We start from the raw sequence: 15,925 nt of genomic DNA on the forward strand, positions 1-15,925 counted from the left end.
GGCGGCCGGGCTAGCCGAACAGACTGTCGGCGATACGAAAACCGGCGATCCAGGTGCCGGCGGCGGAGCCCAGGGTCGCCGTCAGAAACACCAGCAGGGTGCGCGAGACACGGTTCTTCCACCAGCCCTTCACCTGGGTAACGTCGTGACGCAGGGTGGAGAAGTCGCGCACCTTGGGCTTGCGCATGGCCAGTTCCACCCCGGCGGCGACGAAGCCCGCCCCGATGGTCGGATTGAGCGAGGTCAACGGGGCGGCGAACACCGTGGCGATCACCGTGACCGGGTGGGCGAGGGCCAACAGGGTGGCGCCCCCTGACAGCACGCCGTTGATCACGAACCATTCCGCCACCAGCTGCCAGCCGAGCTCGGTGTTGCGCGAAAAGCCGATGGCGAAGCCGGTCAGTACCAGGGCAGTGATCAGCCAGGGCAGCATCTTCCAAACCTTCGACGGCGGCCGGGTGGCCTCCAGCGCGGCGATTTCCTCGGCCGGGTCCTCGGCAGGCGGGCCTTCCAGGTGCTCGGCCATGCCCTTGAGGTGGCCGGCGCCGATCACCACCAGCACCCGCTTGAACTTGCCAGGTGGGCACTGCTGGGCCAGGCGCATCACCATGTAGCGATCGCGCTCGCTGATCAAAGGGGTGAACAGCGACTGCGACTCGGCGGCGAATTCGCTGAAGGTGGATTCCAGCACGTCGCCTTGCTTGAGCCGCTCGACCTCCTCGGCGGAGACTTCCTGGCGCGACAGCACGCTGCCGAGCAGGCCCGACAGCAGGCTAAAGCGCTGCCACCAGGGCACGTTCTGGTAGATCCGCTTGAGCGTCAGACCCACGTCCCGGTCGATCAGCAGCAGCGGAAGCTCGTGGCGCTGACTGGCCTCCAGGGCAGCGCGCATCTCGGCACCGGGCTCGATGCCGGACTGCTCGGCGATGCGCTGCTGGAAGGCGCCGAGGGCCAGGTTGGCGGCGACCATGCCGGCCTTGCCCTGACGAAAAATCTGGAACAGGTCCTGGTCACCCAGGGCGTCGGGATTGGCCAGGTTGCTGTGGCGGGCGTCGCACAGCTCGATGGCGACGGCGTCGAAGTCGCCGGAATCGATCAGGTCGCGCACCTCGTCGGCGCTCTCGGCGCTGACGTGGGCGGTGCCCAGCAGGGTAAAGGTGGTGTCGCCGACGCGGAGGTCACGTCGGGGGCCGCCTCGGGTCTCGGGCCGCTCGGCCAGCGCAATGTCGTCGATCTCGCTCATGGGGCTCGGGGCCTTGAGAATGTGAAGGATCGATTATCCATGAACGAGGAGGGCAGGCCAAACCCTGGCCTGCCCTCGAGCTGACATTGTCCGGCGTTCAGTCCTGATAGGCGCCAGCGGAATAGGTCAGTTCGTAGCTGTGCGAGTAGATCTCGAGGATGTTGCCGAACGGATCTTCCATGTAGATCATCCGGTAGGGCTTCTCGCCGGGATAGTACTCGCGCACCTTGGGCATGCGCTTCTTGCCGCCGGCGGCGACGATGCGCTCGGCCAGGCCCTCGACGTCGGGATCCTGGACGCAGAAGTGGAATACGCCGGTCTTCCAGTACTCGAAGTTGTTCTCCGGGTCCTCGTGGTTGGCGAATTCGAACAGCTCCACGCCGACCCGGTCACCGGTGGACAGGTGGGCGATACGGAAACTGCCCCAGCCAGGGCCGAAGACGTCGGTGCACATCTCGCCGATGGCGGAGTCGTCTTCCTCGATGGTGGTCGGCGCCATGATCTGGTACCAGCCCAGCACCTGGGTGTAGAACGCCACCGCGGCCTCCACGTCCGGCACCGAGATGCCGATATGGGAGAAGCTGCGGGGATAACTGTTTGGAGAGTTGCTTGAAGAGTTGGCGGGAGCGTCGTGGTTGGCGTTTGCCAAGGCGTCTTGCTGGCTCATGGAGTGTCACCTCTTGATGCAGGAATGATGAGCACAGTCTGGGCCGGGATCGCTATAATGAAAATCGACGCGACGTTATGGTGATGATAATAGATGCTTATGGTAAATCCGCTCTGGCTACGTTCGTTTCAGGCGTTGGTGGAGCAGGGCAACTTTACCCGCGCCGCCGAGCGCCTTGATTTGACCCAGGCGGCGGTCAGCCAGCATATCCAGCGCCTGGAGGCCGAGCTGGGACAGTTGTTCATTCGCCGGCCTCGGCGGCTCGAGCTGACCCCGGCAGGCCACGCCCTGCTGGACTATCTGAGCGAGCGCGAACGGGTCGATCAGCGCCTCACCCAGCGCCTGGCCGGTGACCTGGACGATCATGGCGAGATCAGCCTGATGACGCCAGGGAGCATCGGGCTTGCGATCTACCCGCGTCTGCTGGCGTTGCAGAAGCGCGCGCCGGGGCTGGCGATTCGCCATCGCTTCGGTCCGACGCGGGAGATCGTCGAGGCCGTCATCGACGGCAAGGTGGAGATGGGGCTGGTGGGCGAGCGTCCCGACGACGCCAGTCTGACGGTCAGCGAGTTTGCCACCGAGGCGCTGGAGCTGGTGGTACCGGCCAACACCCGTGTCGAGACATTCGATGAGCTGATGGCGCTGGGCTTTATCGACCATCCGGACGGCAAGGCCCTGGCCACCCGTTTGCTCAGTCGGCGCTTTCCGGGCTCGCCGGGCTACGCTCGCTGGCCGCGCAGCGGCTTCACCAATCAGATTGGTCTGATCCTGGCGCCGGTGGCCCAGGGGCTGGGCTTCAGCGTGTTGCCACGCTTTGCCCGGGAGGCCTTCGAGGACCAGCACGCCATCCGTGTGGTCGAGGGTGCCCCCGAGGTCAGCGATACCCTCTACCTGATCCAGCGCGCCGAGTGGCCACTGTCGGCCCGGGCACAGCGGGCGCTTTCGGTGATGCGAGAGGCGGTGGCGGGTACCGACACCGCCCTCTAGCGAAGGGCTACGGCAAAGGAAAGGGCGCCAGGATCGGTCCTATTTGCGCCAGAAGGCCGGGGTAAACAACACCAGAACGGTAAAGATCTCCAGGCGGCCCATCAGCATCGCCATCACCAGGATCCACTTGGCCATGGTCGGCATGTCACCGTAGTGCAGACTGGCCTCGCCCAGCGCCGGCCCCAGGTTGTTGAGCGCCGAGCCCACCGTGGACCAGGCGGTGACCTGGTCGACCCCGGTGGCCATCACCCCCACCAGCATCAGGAAGAACAGCAGCACATAGGCCGAGAAGAATCCCCACACCGCCTGGGCGATGCCGTCGGGTACGCTGACCTTGCCGATCTTGACCGCGATCACCGCATTGGGGTGGATCAGGCGCATGATCTCGCGCATGCCCTGCTTGATGATCAGGATGATGCGGATGACCTTCATGCCGCCGCCGGTGGAGCCGGAGCTGGCGCCGACGAAGGCGGCGATGAACAGCAAAAGCGGCAGGGCGCCGGGCCAGGCGGAGAAGTCGGCCACCGAAAAGCCGGCGGTGGTGGCCACCGAGACCACCTCGAAGATGCCGTGGCGAAGACCCACGGTGGTCTCTTCGGTACCGGTCAGCCACAGCACCACCACGGTGATGCTGGCAAGCCCCGTCAGGTACAGCAATAGAAAGCGCGCCTCGGAGTCTTCCCAGTAGTGGCCGATACGGCGTTCGCGCCAGGCCAGGAAGTGCAGGCTGAAACTGAGCGCGGAGATCAGCATGAAGACGATACAGATGGCCTCGATCACCGCGCTGTCGAAGTAGCCGATGCTGGCGTCGTGGGTCGAGAAACCGCCGATGGCCACGGTGGAGAAGCTGTGGCCCAGGGCGTCGAACCAGTCCATCCCGGCGGCCATGTAGGCCAGCATGCACACCACCGTCAGGGTGGCGTAGATGTACCACAGTGCCTTGGCGGTCTCGGTGATCCGCGGGGTCAGCTTGGAATCCTTGAGCGGCCCTGGTATCTCGGTACGGTACAGCGCCATGCCGCCGACCCCCAGGGTCGGCAGGATCGCCACCGCCAGCACCACGATGCCCATGCCACCGAGCCACTGCAGCTGCTGACGGTAGTAGAGGATCGCCTCGGGCAGGAAGTCGATGCCGGTGATCACCGTGGCACCGGTGGTGGTCAGCCCCGAGAACGATTCGAACACCGCGTCGGTGAACGACAGTGCGGTGCTGCCGGTGAGCATCAGCGGCAGCGAACCGAACAGCCCCAGCACCGTCCAGAACATGGCGGCGATCAAAAAGCCGTCGCGGGTGCGCAATTCCCGCCGGGCACGACGATTGGGCAGGAACATCAGCGCGCCGGTCAGCACGGTGATGGCGATGGCGATCAAAAAGGCGTCCCAGGTGCCGTCGCCGAACAACAGCGAGATGGCGATGGGCGGCACCATGGTCAGGCTGAACATCATCAGCAGCAGCCCGAGAATGCGCAGGATCATCCTCAGGCTCATGGCGTCTTGCCCCTTTGCTGACGGCAACAGGCGGGGGACATGTCGGGACGGGTCGTCGTCTCAAGCCCGGTCGGCATCGGACTCATGCGGCGGCTCTCCTTGGTATGGCGGCAGGGGCGAGGGGCGCGCCCATCAGAAAAAGGTCAATCCGACCTGGAACAGGCGTTCGACGTCACGGATCTTGCGCTTGTCGACCACGAACAGGATGACGTGGTCACCGCTCTCCACTACTACGTCGTCGTGGGCGATCAGCACTTCCTTGCCGCGCACCACCGCGCCAATGGTGGAGCCACCGGGCAGGTCGATGTCGCCGATGGCACGACCGACCACCCGGGAGGACTGGCTGTCGCCGTGGGCGATGGCCTCGATGGCCTCGGCGGCGCCGCGGCGCAGCGAGTGGACGTTGACGATGTCACCGCGGCGCACATGGGTCAGCAGGCTGCCGATGGTGGCCTGCTGGGGCGAGATGGCGATGTCGATCTCGCCGCCCTGGACCAGATCCACGTAGGCGGCGTTGTTGATCAGGGTGAGCACCTTCTTGGCACCCATGCGCTTGGCCAGCATCGACGACATGATGTTGACCTCGTCGTCGTTGGTCAGCGCGCAGAAAATGTCGCAGTCCTCGATGTTCTCCTCTTCCAGCAGGCGCTTGCTGGTCGCGCTGCCGTGCAGTACCACGGTGCGGTCGAGGCGTTCGGAGAGCTGGGTGCAGCGCTCGAGGCTGTGCTCGATCATCTTGACCTGGTGGCTGTGCTCGAGGTGCTCGGCCAGGCGCTCGCCGATGTTGCCGCCGCCGGCGATCACCACCCGGCGGAAGTCGCGATCCAGTCGCCTCAGCTCGCTCATCACCGCGCGGATATCGCGCCGGGCGGCGATGAAGAAGACCTCGTCGTCGGCCTCGATCACGGTGTCGCCACGCGGAATGATCGGACGGTTGCGCCGGTAGATGGCGGCCACCCGGGTGTCGACGCTGGGCATGTGACGGCGCAGGAAGCCGAGCTCCTGGCCGACCAGCGGACCGCCGTAGAAGGCCTTGACCGCCACCAGCTGGACCAGTCCACCGGCGAATTCCAGCACCTGCAGGGCGCCGGGGTGCTCGATCAACCGACGAATATGGTCGGTGACCACCTGCTCGGGGCTGATCAGTACGTCGATGGGCACCGCCTCGTGGGCGAACAGTCCCTTGCGCGCCAGGTAGGCGGTGGCGCGCACTCGGGCAATCTTGGTCGGGGTACGAAACAGGGTATGGGCGACCTGACAGGCGATCATGTTGACCTCGTCGGAGTTGGTCACCGCGATCAGCATGTCGGCGTCTTCGCAGCCGGCCTGGCGTAGCACCATGGGGTAGGAGGCCGCCCCGGAGACGGTGCGGATGTCGAGCCGGGTATGCAGCTCGCGCAGGCGCTCACCGTCGGTGTCCACCACCGTGATGTCGTTCTCCTCGCGGGCCAGGTGCTCCGCCAGGGTGCCGCCAACCTGGCCGGCGCCGAGAATGATGATCTTCATCGTCGTCGTGTCCGAAGAGGGGTTCAGAGCCTATGGTGCGTCGCAGCATTGAGCCAGCATACCCGAGCTCTGAACAGTACAACAGGGCGGGAGAGTCCCGCCCTGTGCTGAAAGGAAACACCGCAGGACTTGCGCAATGCAAGTCCCGTGGGTCTCCGGGTCGAATCAGCCTCGCAGGTCAGTCGAGGGTGAAGCCGACCTTGACCGTGACCTGCCAGTGGGCCACCCGGCCATTCTCGATATGGCCGCGGGTATCGGTCACTTCGAACCAGCGCAGGTCATGCACGGTTTCCGAGGCCTTGGTGATGGCCCGCTGCACCGCATCTTCGATGCTGGTTTCCGAGGAACCGGTCAACTCGATCTGCTTGTAGACGTGTTGGCTCATACAGACTCCCTGTTGGAGAAGCATAGGTCACGGGCGGCCAGGCCGACGTCCTGGTCGGACTAGCGGCCCGCCTTCACCAGTCTGGCATAGAAGAAGCCGTCATGGCTGTCGACCTTCGGTAACAGTTGGCGTCCGGCCCCGGAAACCTGGCCCCAGGCGATGCCGTCGGGCATCTGCTCGCTGGCGTCCGGGGTGCGCGCGAGAAAGTCGCGGATCTGGTCGCGATTCTCTTCCGGCAGCACCGAGCAGGTGGCGTAGAGCAAGGTGCCGCCGGGCTTGAGCAGCGGCCACAGATTGTCGAGCAACGCGCGCTGAAGCTGGGCCAGCTGGGCAATGTCGCTGGGCCGACGCAGGCGCTTGATGTCGGGATGACGACGGATGACGCCACTGCCGGAGCAGGGAGCGTCGAGCAGGATGGCGTCGAACGGGGTGCCATCCCACCAGTCACGCTCGGTGGCGTCGCCCTGGGCCAGGGTCGCCGACAGGCCCAGACGAGTCAGGGTGTCTTCCACCCGTGCCAGGCGCGCGGCATCGGAGTCGATGGCGTGCAGGTCGACGTCGAACAGCTCGAGCAGGTGAGCGGTCTTGCCACCAGGGGCGCAGCAGGCGTCGAGCACCCGTGCACCCGGCCGCGGTGCCACCACCGGGCCAAGCAGCACCGCGGCCAGTTGGGCGGCCTCGTCCTGGACGCTGACGTGACCCTGGGCGAAGCCGGGCAGCGCCTCCACGTCGCGGGCGGTCTCCAGCACCAGCCCGTCCGGGGCGTGGGCGCATAGCCTGGCGGAGATGCCGGCACCGTCGAGGATATCCAGGTACTGCTCGCGGTCGTTGTGGCGACGATTGACCCTCAGGGTCATCGGTCCCGGCTGGTTGTTGGCCTCGCAGATCGCCTGCCAGTCATCGGGCCAGGCCTGGCGCAGCGACTTGAGCCACCAGCGTGGGTGCAACAGCGCCACCGCCGGGTCACGGTCGACTTCGGCTTCCAGCGTCGACGACTCGCGCTGCAGCCGGCGCAGACAGCCGTTGAGCACCCGGGTGGCCCAGGCCTTGCCGAGCAGTCGCGCGGCACCGGCGGTCTCGCCTACCGCCGCGTGGGCCGGGATGCGCAGGTACAGGAGTTGATAGGCGCCCAGCAGCAGCAGCGCCTGGATGTCGGCATCGCGACTCTTGAACGGTTTCTCGAGCAGCTGGGCGGCCAGTGCCTCGAGCCGTGGCAGGGTGCGGCAGACGCCGAAGCACATGGCCTTGAACAGGGCACGGTCGCGGGCCACCACCTGATGGTCGTCCAGGGTGGCCAGTGAACCCTTGCCGGTGATCACCGGCACCAGCGCCTTGGCTGCGGCGGCGCGGACACAGTCCCCCATGTCGCGCCGTGCGTTGGCGTGACGGCGGCCATGGTGGGGCGGCTTGCGATCGCGTGGGGGTTGAGAATCGCTCATGCGGAGGTCTCCGGGAAAGGACGTCCCAGCAGCGTGCCCTGGGGAAAGCGTTCGGCCCTGGCGCGCAACAGCTCGGATACCGCCAGTGCCTTGCCGCCGGGCAGCTGGGCCCGGGTGATGCGAAGGCGCTCGCGGCCCTCGTCGCCACAGGCCACCAGCAACTCGGTGTCGGCGCGGGTGATGGTGCCGGGCGACTCTGGTGCGCCGTCGTCGGTCGGCTCGGCCAGGTGGATACGCAGGCGCTCATCGCCCAGCGCGCACCAGGTCACCGGCCAGGGATTGAAGGCGCGCACCCGGGCGGCCAGGGTCGCGGCGGGCTGGGCGAAGTCCAGCTCGGCCTCGGCCTTGCTGAGCTTGGAGGCGTAGGTGACGCCCTGTTCGGGCTGCGGCGTGGCGGCAAGCTCACCGTCGGCAAGTCGGTCGAGGGCCTCGACCATGGCCTTGCCACCGATCTCGGCCAGGCGATCGTGCAATTCGCCGCCGGTGGTGGTGGGCAGGATCTCGGTGCGCCGGATGATCAGCATGTCGCCGGTATCGAGTCCCTCGTCCATCTGCATGATGGTGACGCCGCTCTCGTCATCGCCGGCCTCGATCGCCCGCTGAATCGGCGCTGCACCGCGCCAGCGCGGCAGCAGCGAGGCGTGGACGTTGAGGCAGCCCAGGCGCGGTGCCTCGAGTACCGGCAACGGCAGGATCAGGCCGTAGGCCACCACCACCATGACGTCGGCGTCCAGCGCGGCCAGGGCGCGCTGTTCGGCTTCGTCCCTGAGCCGCTCGGGCTGGTACACCGGCAGGCCGTGCTCCAGCGCCAGCGACTTGACCGGGCTTGGCGTCAGCTTGCGGCCGCGTCCGGCGGGGCGATCGGGTTGGGTATAGACGGCAATCACCTGGTGGTGACTGGCCAGCAGCGCCGAGAGACTCTCGGCGGCGAAGTCGGGCGTGCCAGCGAAGATCACGCGCAGCGATCGGGTCATGTTCAGGGCCTTGGCCGAAGAATGCGGGGACAATAGTAACGGAGACGGGCGAAACGACGAAGACCGACAACGTGATTCACGTTGCCGGTCTTCGTCGTAGGCGGTTGCGGGGCCGAGATGGCGGCGGCTTGAGGGCTGCGCAGCGGCTCAGGCGCCCTGCATCTGGCGATGACGCTTCTGCATCTTCTTCATCACCCGGTCACGCTTGAGCGGTGACAGGTAGTCGACGAACAGCACGCCCTCGAGGTGGTCGAGCTCATGCTGGATGCAGTGGGCCAGCAGTCCGTCGGCTTCGAGCTCGTAGGGCTCGCCGTCGCGTCCCTGAGCCTTCAGCTTTACCCGAAGCGCGCGCGGCACCTCGGCGTAGTACTCGGGGATCGACAGGCAGCCTTCCTGCATCGGTTCCCGTTCGTCCCCCAGCGGGGTGACCTCGGGGTTGATCAGCACCAACGGGGTGGACTGATCTTCGCTGACGTCGATCACGATGACTCGGCGATGCACGTCCACCTGAGTGGCGGCGAGGCCGATACCCGGTGCGGCGTACATGGTCTCCAGCATGTCATCGACCAGCTGGCGGACCTCGTCATCGACGTTTTCGACGGGCACTGCCTTGTTGCGCAGCCGCTCGTCGGGAAACTCGAGAATGGGGAGTCTGGCCATGCTGTGGTACCACCGTTATTCGTTCGGTTCGTGTTGCCCATTCTAGGACGACGCCGGGGGTGACCCTAGTCGTTGGCGCCAATGAGCGTGATAGGTCGCTACTATAACATGCCAGAATCGCCGTCGCGCACCGCCTGGGGCCGAGACGGCGAAGACCGCCAAGGCGTGTCGCGCCTGCCTGCCTATACTGCCGGCACTCGGCCAGGGAGGGCTCTGTCATGGAACTTGGCTTCGCACGCTGGATGGCGTTGAACGCACTGCCTCAGGTGGGCCCACGACGGCTGGCTCGCCTACGCCAGTTAAACCCTGACTGGCCCGGTGGCTGGCTGGCCCGGCTGCCGCCTGGGGCCGCGGCGGAACTGCGCTTGTGGCTGGATCATCCTAGACGCAGCCCGCTGACGGCGTTGATCGAGCAGGCCGAGGCGTGGCTTGCCGGCGACGGCGGGAAAGAGCGCAGCGCTGCCAATGGATGTCGCCTCCATGAGCGGGCCGAGGCGCGCCACCTGCTGCATCCCGATCATCCGCGCTGGCCGGCCCTGCTCGACCAGATCCCGGACCCGCCGGTGCTGCTGTGGGCGCTTGGCGATCTCGATGCCCTGGTACCGCCGAGGCTTGCCCTGGTGGGGTCGCGGCGGCCCACCCGCGAAGGCTTGGTCAATGCGCGCAGTTTTGCGGTGGCGCTGGCGGAGGCCGGCTGGTGTCTGGTCAGCGGCATGGCGCTCGGCATCGGCGGTGCCGCCCAGGCGGCGGCGCTGGATCTTGGGGGGCGCAGCATCGCGGTGCTGGCCGGCGGCGTCGATGTGGTCTATCCCGGCCAGCACGGCGCCCTGTATCGGCGCCTGCGCGACGACGGTGGCCTGCTGCTGGCGGAGTCTCCCCCTGGAGTGCGGCCTCGCTCGGGGGATTTTCCCCGACGCAACCGCATCGTCACCGGGCTGTCCTGCGGTGTGCTGGTGGTGGAGGCCGCCGAACACAGCGGCTCGCTGGTCAGTGCCCGCCTGGCCGGTGAGCAGGGCCGCGAGGTATTGGCGCTACCCGGCTCCATCCACTCGCCCCAGGCCAGGGGCTGCCTGCGGCTGATCCGCGAGGGCGCCGCCCTGGTCAGACACCCCGACGACCTGTTCGAGGAACTGGCGTGCTGGGGGCCGCGACGCGCGATCCCGCAGAACATTGCGGCTGGTGCCGCCGATGATCCTGTAGATAGTCGTGTAGATCGCCATGTAGATGGTCCTGTAGATAGCTCTGTCGATAATCCTGTCGATAGTCCTCTAGACAGCGCCTCCGAACGCACCGGGGCCAGGGCCGCGCCTTCCCCCGGTCGCAAGCTGCTCGATCTGCTGAGCGCCACCCCGTTGGCGGTGGACGATCTGATGGGGCTGGCGGGATGCGATGTGGCCGCCTGCCAGCGTGAACTGACGCTGCTCGAGATCGCAGGACAGGCCGGGCTGGTGGCCGGCGGGTGGGTGCGTCTGGATGGTGGCAAGGGCTAGCCGCCCGATGACGAGGCCCGGCCGAACAGGGTGCCCATGGCCGTGGGGGAATGGGCGGATCGCCTACGTCGGCGGCGACAGCGGCGTGCGACGCAAGTCCCGACGCCGTGCTAGCATGGCGCAACGATACTCCCTACCCTGATCTTTCGATTCGGTACCGATTCAGATAACGACCCCATGAGTGATTCCGATTCCTCCCTCGTGCCCGTCGTCGACGCCCTGCGTCGTGGCGGTGTCATTGCCTATCCCACCGAGGCCGTCTGGGGCCTGGGCTGCGATCCCGACAACGAAGAGGCGCTGACCCGGCTGTTGCGCCTGAAGCGCCGTGACCCGGCTAAGGGGGTGATCCTGATCGCCGCCACCATCGAGCAGTTTGCTCCCTGGCTCGAAGGATTGCCCGCCGACCTTCATGCGCCTCTTGTCGCCAGCTGGCCGGGCCCCAACACCTGGCTGGTGCCGGACAATGGCCGTACCCCGTCGCTGGTGCGAGGCTGCCACGACAAGGTGGCGCTGAGGGTCAGTGATCATCCCGGTGTACAGGCGCTGTGTCGTGCCTTCGGCGGTCCGCTGGTGTCCACCTCGGCCAACCGGGCAGGAGAAGCGCCGGCCATGAGCGAAGCGGACATTCGGCGCATCTTCGGCAACGAGCTGGACGCGGTCGTGCCGGGAGCGTTGGGCGGCAATCCTCGCCCCAGCACCATCCGTGACCTGCTAAGCCGCGAGACCCTGCGCCACTGACATGGCTCTCGGCCCGGCCCTGGGGGCACCTTTTTACGCATCGCTTTTACTCATCGCTTTTTAGTCAACAACAGGAGCAGACGTGTCCGAGCCCAATCTCGAAGAGGTCAAACGCTACCTGCTGGAATTGCAGGATCGCCTGTGCGAGGCCCTGGCCGAGGCCGACGGCGAAGGGCGCTTCCATGAAGACGACTGGGTGCGTGAGGAAGGCGGCGGCGGCCGTTCTCGGGTCATCGAGGAAGGCGCGCTGTTCGAAAAGGGCGGGGTCAATTTCTCCCACGTCCACGGCGCGACCCTGCCCCCGGCGGCCACCGCAGCACGCCCGGAACTCGCCGGGCGCGGCTTTCAGGCGGTGGGGGTGTCCTGGGTGCTGCATCCGCGTAATCCCCACGTACCCACCAGCCACGGCAATGTGCGCTTCTTCATCGCCAGTGCCGAGGGCGAGGCGCCGGTATGGTGGTTCGGCGGTGGCTTTGACCTGACGCCCTTCTATCCCCAGCTTGAAGACGCCTGTCACTGGCACCGGGTGGCCCACGACCTGTGCCAGCCGTTCGGTGACGACGTCTACGACCGCTACAAGCGCTGGTGCGACGACTACTTTTTCCTCAAGCACCGAAGCGAGACCCGTGGTGTCGGCGGTCTGTTCTTCGATGACCTCAACGAGGGGGGCTTCGACCGCTGCTTCGCGTTTCAGCGCGCGGTAGGGGATGGCTTCCTGAACGCCTATCTGCCCATCGTGGAACGTCGTCGCGATACCCCCTGGGGCGAGCGCGAACGTGAATTCCAGCTGTATCGGCGAGGTCGCTACGTGGAATTCAACCTGGTCTGGGACCGTGGCACCCTGTTTGGCCTGCAGAGCGGCGGTCGCACCGAGTCCATCCTGATGTCGATGCCGCCGCTGGCGCGCTGGCAGTACGACTACCAGCCGCAGCCCGGCTCTCCCGAGGCGGCGCTGGATGCCTATCTGGTGCCCCGGGACTGGCTTGGTGAAGAGGCCTCGAGCCAAGCGCGATGACCGTCAGCGGTCACAATGCGGCATACGACAACGTCAAGAGCGAGGTTAACCGTCCGATGAACGATCGTTACTGTGTGTTCGGCAATCCGGTGGGGCATTCGAAATCGCCGGTGATCCACAGCACCTTTGCCGAGCAGACCGGTGAATCGCTGGAATACACCGCCATCGAGGCGCCACTGGAGGACTTCGGCGGAGCCTGGCGCGCCTTTGTTGCCGAAGGCGGGCGCGGCGCCAATGTGACGGTGCCGTTCAAGGAAGACGCCTACCGGCTGTGCGACAGCCTGAGCGAACAGGCGCAGCGGGCCGGGGCGGTCAACACCCTGACGCTCAAGGCCGATGGCAGCGTCGAGGGTCACAATACCGATGGTATTGGCCTGGTGGCGGACCTGGAGCGCCAGCAGGTAAGGCTTGAGGGTGCACGTATCCTGGTGCTGGGTGCCGGAGGCGCGGTGCGCGGCGCGCTGGAAACGTTGCTGTCGCGACGTCCCGCCTCGCTGCGGCTGGCCAACCGCACCGCCGCCAAGGCCGAGGCGCTGGCGCGGGATTTCGCCGACCTGGGCCCCGTGCTGGGCGGCGGCTACGACGCCGTCGACGAGCGCTATGACCTGGTCATCAACGGCACCAGCGCAAGCCTTGCCGGGGACCTGCCGCCGCTGCCGGAGGATCTCTTCAACGAGGGGGCTGTCGCCTACGACATGATGTACGGCGCCGAGCCGACGGTGTTTCTGGCCTGGTCGGCCGAGCGAGGGGCGAGCACCAGCGATGGTCTCGGCATGCTGGTGGAACAGGCGGCGGCGGCCTTTGAACGCTGGCGTGGCGTCACGCCGGACACAGGCCCGCTGCATCGAAAGCTGCGAGCAGAGCTCGACGCCGGCTGAAGCCGCTTTCGCGGACACATCGGCAGCAACGACAACGGCGCCCCTGGCTCACTGCCATGGGGCGCCGTTGTCGTTGGGCGTCGATGTCGTCGGTCAGGAGCCGTCAGCCCCTGGTCGTCAGCCAGCAGCCACGCGCCGCGTTTCAGCCGCGTCGACGGTAGAGCCCCAGCATGCACAGCCCCAGCCCAACCACCGACACCAGCAGGCCGCCGTTGACCAGCCAGGGGCTGCGAACGATCCAGGGAACGAAGGGCGACGGCGTGTCGCCACAGTGGCCGGCCAGGTAGTTCCAGTGGCCCTGGTCGACCAGTTCGCACTGGCGGATATCGCCGAGTTCCACAAAGAACAGGGTCAACAGCACCACAATGGGCACGACGAGCAGGATCAGGCCGAGCCTGGTGGAGGTGAGTTTCATGGCACCAACGAAGCGTGGAAGTGACGGGAGCCGAGGCCTCCAGGAATAGAGGCCTCGGCGATAGATGCCCCCTTGTCAGCAGCCTGGGGACGGGCTGCAGGGCCTGGGCTGTTCTGGTTCAGGGCGCCTTGCAGCTGGGCGTCAGGCCACGCGCCTGGGCTTGCTCGTAGCGCGCCATGGCGTCGTTCATGCCCGCCTCGAGCCCGGCGATACGGTTGCCGTGTGCCGGGTGGGTGGACATCCACTCCGGCGGCTGGCCGCCGCCGGCGGCGCTCATGTTCTGCCACAGCTGGACGCTGGCGCGGGGATCGAAGCCGGCGTCGGCCATCAGCTGCAGGCCGATGGTGTCGGCCTCGCTCTCGTGACTGCGCGAGAACGGCAACAGGATGCCGTACTGGGCGCCCATGCCCATGGCCGCCATCAGCTGGTCGCTGCCGGTGACACCCTGGGAGCCGAGGGCGGTACCGACCACCGACATGCCAAGCTGGGTCGCGCTTTCGGTGGAGGCGCGTTCGTTGGCGTGGTGGGCCAGCACGTGGCCGATCTCGTGGCCGATGACGGTGGCCAGCTGGTCCTGGTTGGTGGCGACGTCGAGCAGGCCGGTGTTGACCCCCACGTAGCCGCCCGGCAGGGCAAAGGCGTTGGCGTCCTCGGACTCGAACACCTTGACCTGCCAGTTCTGGTTGCGCTGGTCTTCCGGCAGCGCCTGGACCACGTTGCGGGTCACGCACTGCACGTACTCGAGCTGGCGCCCGCTCACGGTGGGCAGCTCCTGCTGGTACTGGTCGAAGGCCTGGGCCCCCATCTGGCTGAGCTGCTGTTCGTCCAGCAACAGCATCTGGGAGCGACCAGTGGGTGAGGTGGAACAGGCAGCAACGGTAACCATCAGGGCGCAGGCGCCCACGGCCTTCATCCAGCGCATGGGGGGTCTCCTTGTCATGATCCGCCGGGGTCGAGCCCGAGCGTGTAGAATCGGTGGCAACTGGCCTCAAGATACCCGGACTGCTGGAAGGGTCAACAGCAAAGGTAGTGCACGGCCGGTCGCTATCCAGCGACAGACCCTGACCGGCGGCCATCATTTGTTACAAGGACACCTGCCCCGATGGACACTCAACTCGCCCAGCGCCTGCTGGCCCTTCTCGATCGCGTCGAACCCTGGCTGCCCGAGCCCCGCCCTGCGGTGGACTGGCGTCGTGACGTCGCTGCGCTGTGGCAGCGCCACGCCCTCGGCGGGCAACTGGTGCCGGTGCCGCCTCGGGATGCCCTGAGCCTGGACGACCTGGTCGGGGTGGAGCGCCAGAAGCGCGAGCTGCTGGCCAATACGCGGGCCTTTCTGCGTGGCCTGCCGGCCAATCACGCGCTGCTGTGGGGCTCTCGTGGCAGTGGCAAGTCGTCGATGGTGCGCGCGCTGCTCAACACCTTGGCTGACGAAGGTCTGCGGCTGATCCAGGTGGACCGCCACGACCTGGCCGGACTGCCGCTGCTGGTGGAGCAGTTGCGTCACGAACCGGCGCGCTTCGTGGTGTACTGCGATGATCTGTCCTTCGAAGGCTCCGACGACGCCTACAAGGCGCTCAAGAGTGTCCTCGACGGCACCCTGACCGGCCCCCCGGAAAACGTGCTGATCTACGCCACCTCCAACCGGCGCCACCTGATGCCGGAGCATATGAGCGACAACCAGCAGAGCCACCTGACGCCGGACGGCGAGGAGTTGCACCACGGCGATGCGGTGGAGGAGAAGATCTCGCTGTCCGACCGCTTCGGGTTGTGGCTGGCGTTTCATCCGTTCAACCGGGAGACCTATCTCGATACCTGTCGCCACTGGGTCGAGCGCCTGGGCCAGCCGCAGGACTGGGATGACGAAGCGCCGGTGGCGGCCACCCGCTTCGCCACCATGAGAGGCGGACGCAGCGGCCGCTGTGCCTACCAGTTTGCGCTGGACTGGGTAGGGGCTCGTCGCCTGGCAGAGCAAGCCTGAGGCGCTGCCGCAGGCTTGCAGGCCAGGCTCAGCAGCGAGCGAGGCATGGTCTCGACATCCGG

At 66.8% G+C, this 15,925-nt stretch carries 16 protein-coding genes; 6 read left to right on the top strand and 10 right to left on the bottom strand.

The window, feature by feature from the left end:
• Positions 1-10 precede the first annotated feature (10 nt).
• On the bottom strand, positions 11-1,243 hold the full coding sequence (locus NFG58_RS02875; protein ID WP_045995236.1) for a TraB/GumN family protein: 1,233 nt from the start codon (positions 1,241-1,243) through the stop codon (positions 11-13).
• A 97-nt stretch (positions 1,244-1,340) separates the two neighbouring features.
• Entirely contained in the window at positions 1,341-1,910 is a 570-nt protein-coding gene (locus NFG58_RS02880) for a lactoylglutathione lyase family protein (protein WP_083970698.1), read from the bottom strand.
• Positions 1,911-2,003: 93 nt separating this feature from the next.
• On the opposite strand from NFG58_RS02880, the gene NFG58_RS02885 reads away from it, so the two are divergent.
• Positions 2,004-2,897 (top strand): LysR family transcriptional regulator, encoded by an 894-nt coding sequence (locus NFG58_RS02885; protein WP_348827568.1) that lies wholly within the window; start codon positions 2,004-2,006, stop codon positions 2,895-2,897.
• Between the two features lie 39 nt (positions 2,898-2,936).
• Here the strand turns inward: NFG58_RS02885 and NFG58_RS02890 are convergent, their stop codons facing one another.
• The 6 genes from NFG58_RS02890 to def all read right to left on the bottom strand — a co-directional run bounded on the left by NFG58_RS02890 (position 2,937) and on the right by def (position 9,349).
• Complete coding sequence (locus NFG58_RS02890) at positions 2,937-4,385, bottom strand: TrkH family potassium uptake protein (RefSeq protein WP_108448511.1); 1,449 nt, start codon at positions 4,383-4,385, stop codon at positions 2,937-2,939.
• A 132-nt stretch (positions 4,386-4,517) separates the two neighbouring features.
• Positions 4,518-5,891, bottom strand: coding sequence for a Trk system potassium transporter TrkA (gene trkA / locus NFG58_RS02895; RefSeq protein ID WP_045995220.1), 1,374 nt, complete (start codon positions 5,889-5,891; stop codon positions 4,518-4,520).
• A 178-nt stretch (positions 5,892-6,069) separates the two neighbouring features.
• Positions 6,070-6,276, bottom strand: a complete 207-nt coding sequence (locus tag NFG58_RS02900; RefSeq protein ID WP_045995219.1) for a dodecin — start codon at positions 6,274-6,276, stop codon at positions 6,070-6,072.
• 59 nt (positions 6,277-6,335) lie between these two features.
• Positions 6,336-7,640, bottom strand: coding sequence for a 16S rRNA (cytosine(967)-C(5))-methyltransferase RsmB (rsmB, locus tag NFG58_RS02905; RefSeq protein ID WP_045995222.1), 1,305 nt, complete (start codon positions 7,638-7,640; stop codon positions 6,336-6,338).
• A 71-nt stretch (positions 7,641-7,711) separates the two neighbouring features.
• Positions 7,712-8,689 carry a methionyl-tRNA formyltransferase gene (gene fmt / locus NFG58_RS02910; RefSeq protein WP_348827569.1) on the bottom strand — a complete coding sequence of 326 codons (978 nt, stop codon included), beginning with the start codon at positions 8,687-8,689 and terminating at the stop codon, positions 7,712-7,714.
• Between the two features lie 147 nt (positions 8,690-8,836).
• Positions 8,837-9,349, bottom strand: coding sequence for a peptide deformylase (def, locus tag NFG58_RS02915; RefSeq protein ID WP_045992735.1), 513 nt, complete (start codon positions 9,347-9,349; stop codon positions 8,837-8,839).
• Between the two features lie 218 nt (positions 9,350-9,567).
• Between def and dprA the strand changes: the two genes are divergently transcribed.
• The 4 genes from dprA (at position 9,568) to aroE (ending at position 13,470) form a co-directional block, all read left to right on the top strand.
• Positions 9,568-10,839, top strand: a complete 1,272-nt coding sequence (gene dprA, locus NFG58_RS02920; RefSeq protein WP_348827570.1) for a DNA-processing protein DprA — start codon at positions 9,568-9,570, stop codon at positions 10,837-10,839.
• Between the two features lie 177 nt (positions 10,840-11,016).
• Positions 11,017-11,577, top strand: coding sequence for a Sua5/YciO/YrdC/YwlC family protein (locus NFG58_RS02925; RefSeq protein ID WP_045992737.1), 561 nt, complete (start codon positions 11,017-11,019; stop codon positions 11,575-11,577).
• An 82-nt stretch (positions 11,578-11,659) separates the two neighbouring features.
• Complete coding sequence (gene hemF, locus NFG58_RS02930; protein WP_348815307.1) at positions 11,660-12,592, top strand: oxygen-dependent coproporphyrinogen oxidase; 933 nt, start codon at positions 11,660-11,662, stop codon at positions 12,590-12,592.
• 56 nt (positions 12,593-12,648) lie between these two features.
• The gene (gene aroE, locus NFG58_RS02935; protein ID WP_045992778.1) at positions 12,649-13,470 is read left to right on the top strand and encodes a shikimate dehydrogenase; all 822 of its coding nucleotides are present in this window, start codon (positions 12,649-12,651) and stop codon (positions 13,468-13,470) included.
• Between the two features lie 142 nt (positions 13,471-13,612).
• Here the strand turns inward: aroE and NFG58_RS02940 are convergent, their stop codons facing one another.
• Both NFG58_RS02940 and NFG58_RS02945 read right to left on the bottom strand, forming a co-directional pair.
• Positions 13,613-13,885 carry a hypothetical protein gene (locus NFG58_RS02940; RefSeq protein ID WP_045992739.1) on the bottom strand — a complete coding sequence of 91 codons (273 nt, stop codon included), beginning with the start codon at positions 13,883-13,885 and terminating at the stop codon, positions 13,613-13,615.
• Positions 13,886-14,003: 118 nt separating this feature from the next.
• Positions 14,004-14,807, bottom strand: a complete 804-nt coding sequence (locus tag NFG58_RS02945) for a M48 family metallopeptidase (protein WP_108131243.1) — start codon at positions 14,805-14,807, stop codon at positions 14,004-14,006.
• A 180-nt stretch (positions 14,808-14,987) separates the two neighbouring features.
• On the opposite strand from NFG58_RS02945, the gene NFG58_RS02950 reads away from it, so the two are divergent.
• Positions 14,988-15,863, top strand: a complete 876-nt coding sequence (locus NFG58_RS02950; protein ID WP_045992741.1) for an ATP-binding protein — start codon at positions 14,988-14,990, stop codon at positions 15,861-15,863.
• Positions 15,864-15,925 lie beyond the last annotated feature (62 nt).

Source organism: Halomonas sp. RT37 (assembly GCF_040070525.1).
Classification (GTDB): domain Bacteria; phylum Pseudomonadota; class Gammaproteobacteria; order Pseudomonadales; family Halomonadaceae; genus Halomonas; species Halomonas litopenaei.

Excerpts from the sequence above, each read along its gene's own strand:
- NFG58_RS02875 (WP_045995236.1), bottom strand. The coding sequence starts at position 1,243 with ATGAGCGAGATCGACGACATTGCGCTGGCCGAGCGGCCCGAGACCCGA.
- NFG58_RS02880 (WP_083970698.1), bottom strand. The coding sequence starts at position 1,910 with ATGAGCCAGCAAGACGCCTTGGCAAACGCCAACCACGACGCTCCCGCC.
- NFG58_RS02885 (WP_348827568.1), top strand. The coding sequence starts at position 2,004 with ATGCTTATGGTAAATCCGCTCTGGCTACGTTCGTTTCAGGCGTTGGTG.
- NFG58_RS02890 (WP_108448511.1), bottom strand. The coding sequence starts at position 4,385 with ATGAGCCTGAGGATGATCCTGCGCATTCTCGGGCTGCTGCTGATGATG.
- trkA (WP_045995220.1), bottom strand. The coding sequence starts at position 5,891 with ATGAAGATCATCATTCTCGGCGCCGGCCAGGTTGGCGGCACCCTGGCG.
- NFG58_RS02900 (WP_045995219.1), bottom strand. The coding sequence starts at position 6,276 with ATGAGCCAACACGTCTACAAGCAGATCGAGTTGACCGGTTCCTCGGAA.
- rsmB (WP_045995222.1), bottom strand. The coding sequence starts at position 7,640 with ATGGGGGACTGTGTCCGCGCCGCCGCAGCCAAGGCGCTGGTGCCGGTG.
- fmt (WP_348827569.1), bottom strand. The coding sequence starts at position 8,689 with ATGACCCGATCGCTGCGCGTGATCTTCGCTGGCACGCCCGACTTCGCC.
- def (WP_045992735.1), bottom strand. The coding sequence starts at position 9,349 with ATGGCCAGACTCCCCATTCTCGAGTTTCCCGACGAGCGGCTGCGCAAC.
- dprA (WP_348827570.1), top strand. The coding sequence starts at position 9,568 with ATGGAACTTGGCTTCGCACGCTGGATGGCGTTGAACGCACTGCCTCAG.
- NFG58_RS02925 (WP_045992737.1), top strand. The coding sequence starts at position 11,017 with ATGAGTGATTCCGATTCCTCCCTCGTGCCCGTCGTCGACGCCCTGCGT.
- aroE (WP_045992778.1), top strand. The coding sequence starts at position 12,649 with ATGAACGATCGTTACTGTGTGTTCGGCAATCCGGTGGGGCATTCGAAA.
- NFG58_RS02940 (WP_045992739.1), bottom strand. The coding sequence starts at position 13,885 with ATGAAACTCACCTCCACCAGGCTCGGCCTGATCCTGCTCGTCGTGCCC.
- NFG58_RS02945 (WP_108131243.1), bottom strand. The coding sequence starts at position 14,807 with ATGCGCTGGATGAAGGCCGTGGGCGCCTGCGCCCTGATGGTTACCGTT.
- NFG58_RS02950 (WP_045992741.1), top strand. The coding sequence starts at position 14,988 with ATGGACACTCAACTCGCCCAGCGCCTGCTGGCCCTTCTCGATCGCGTC.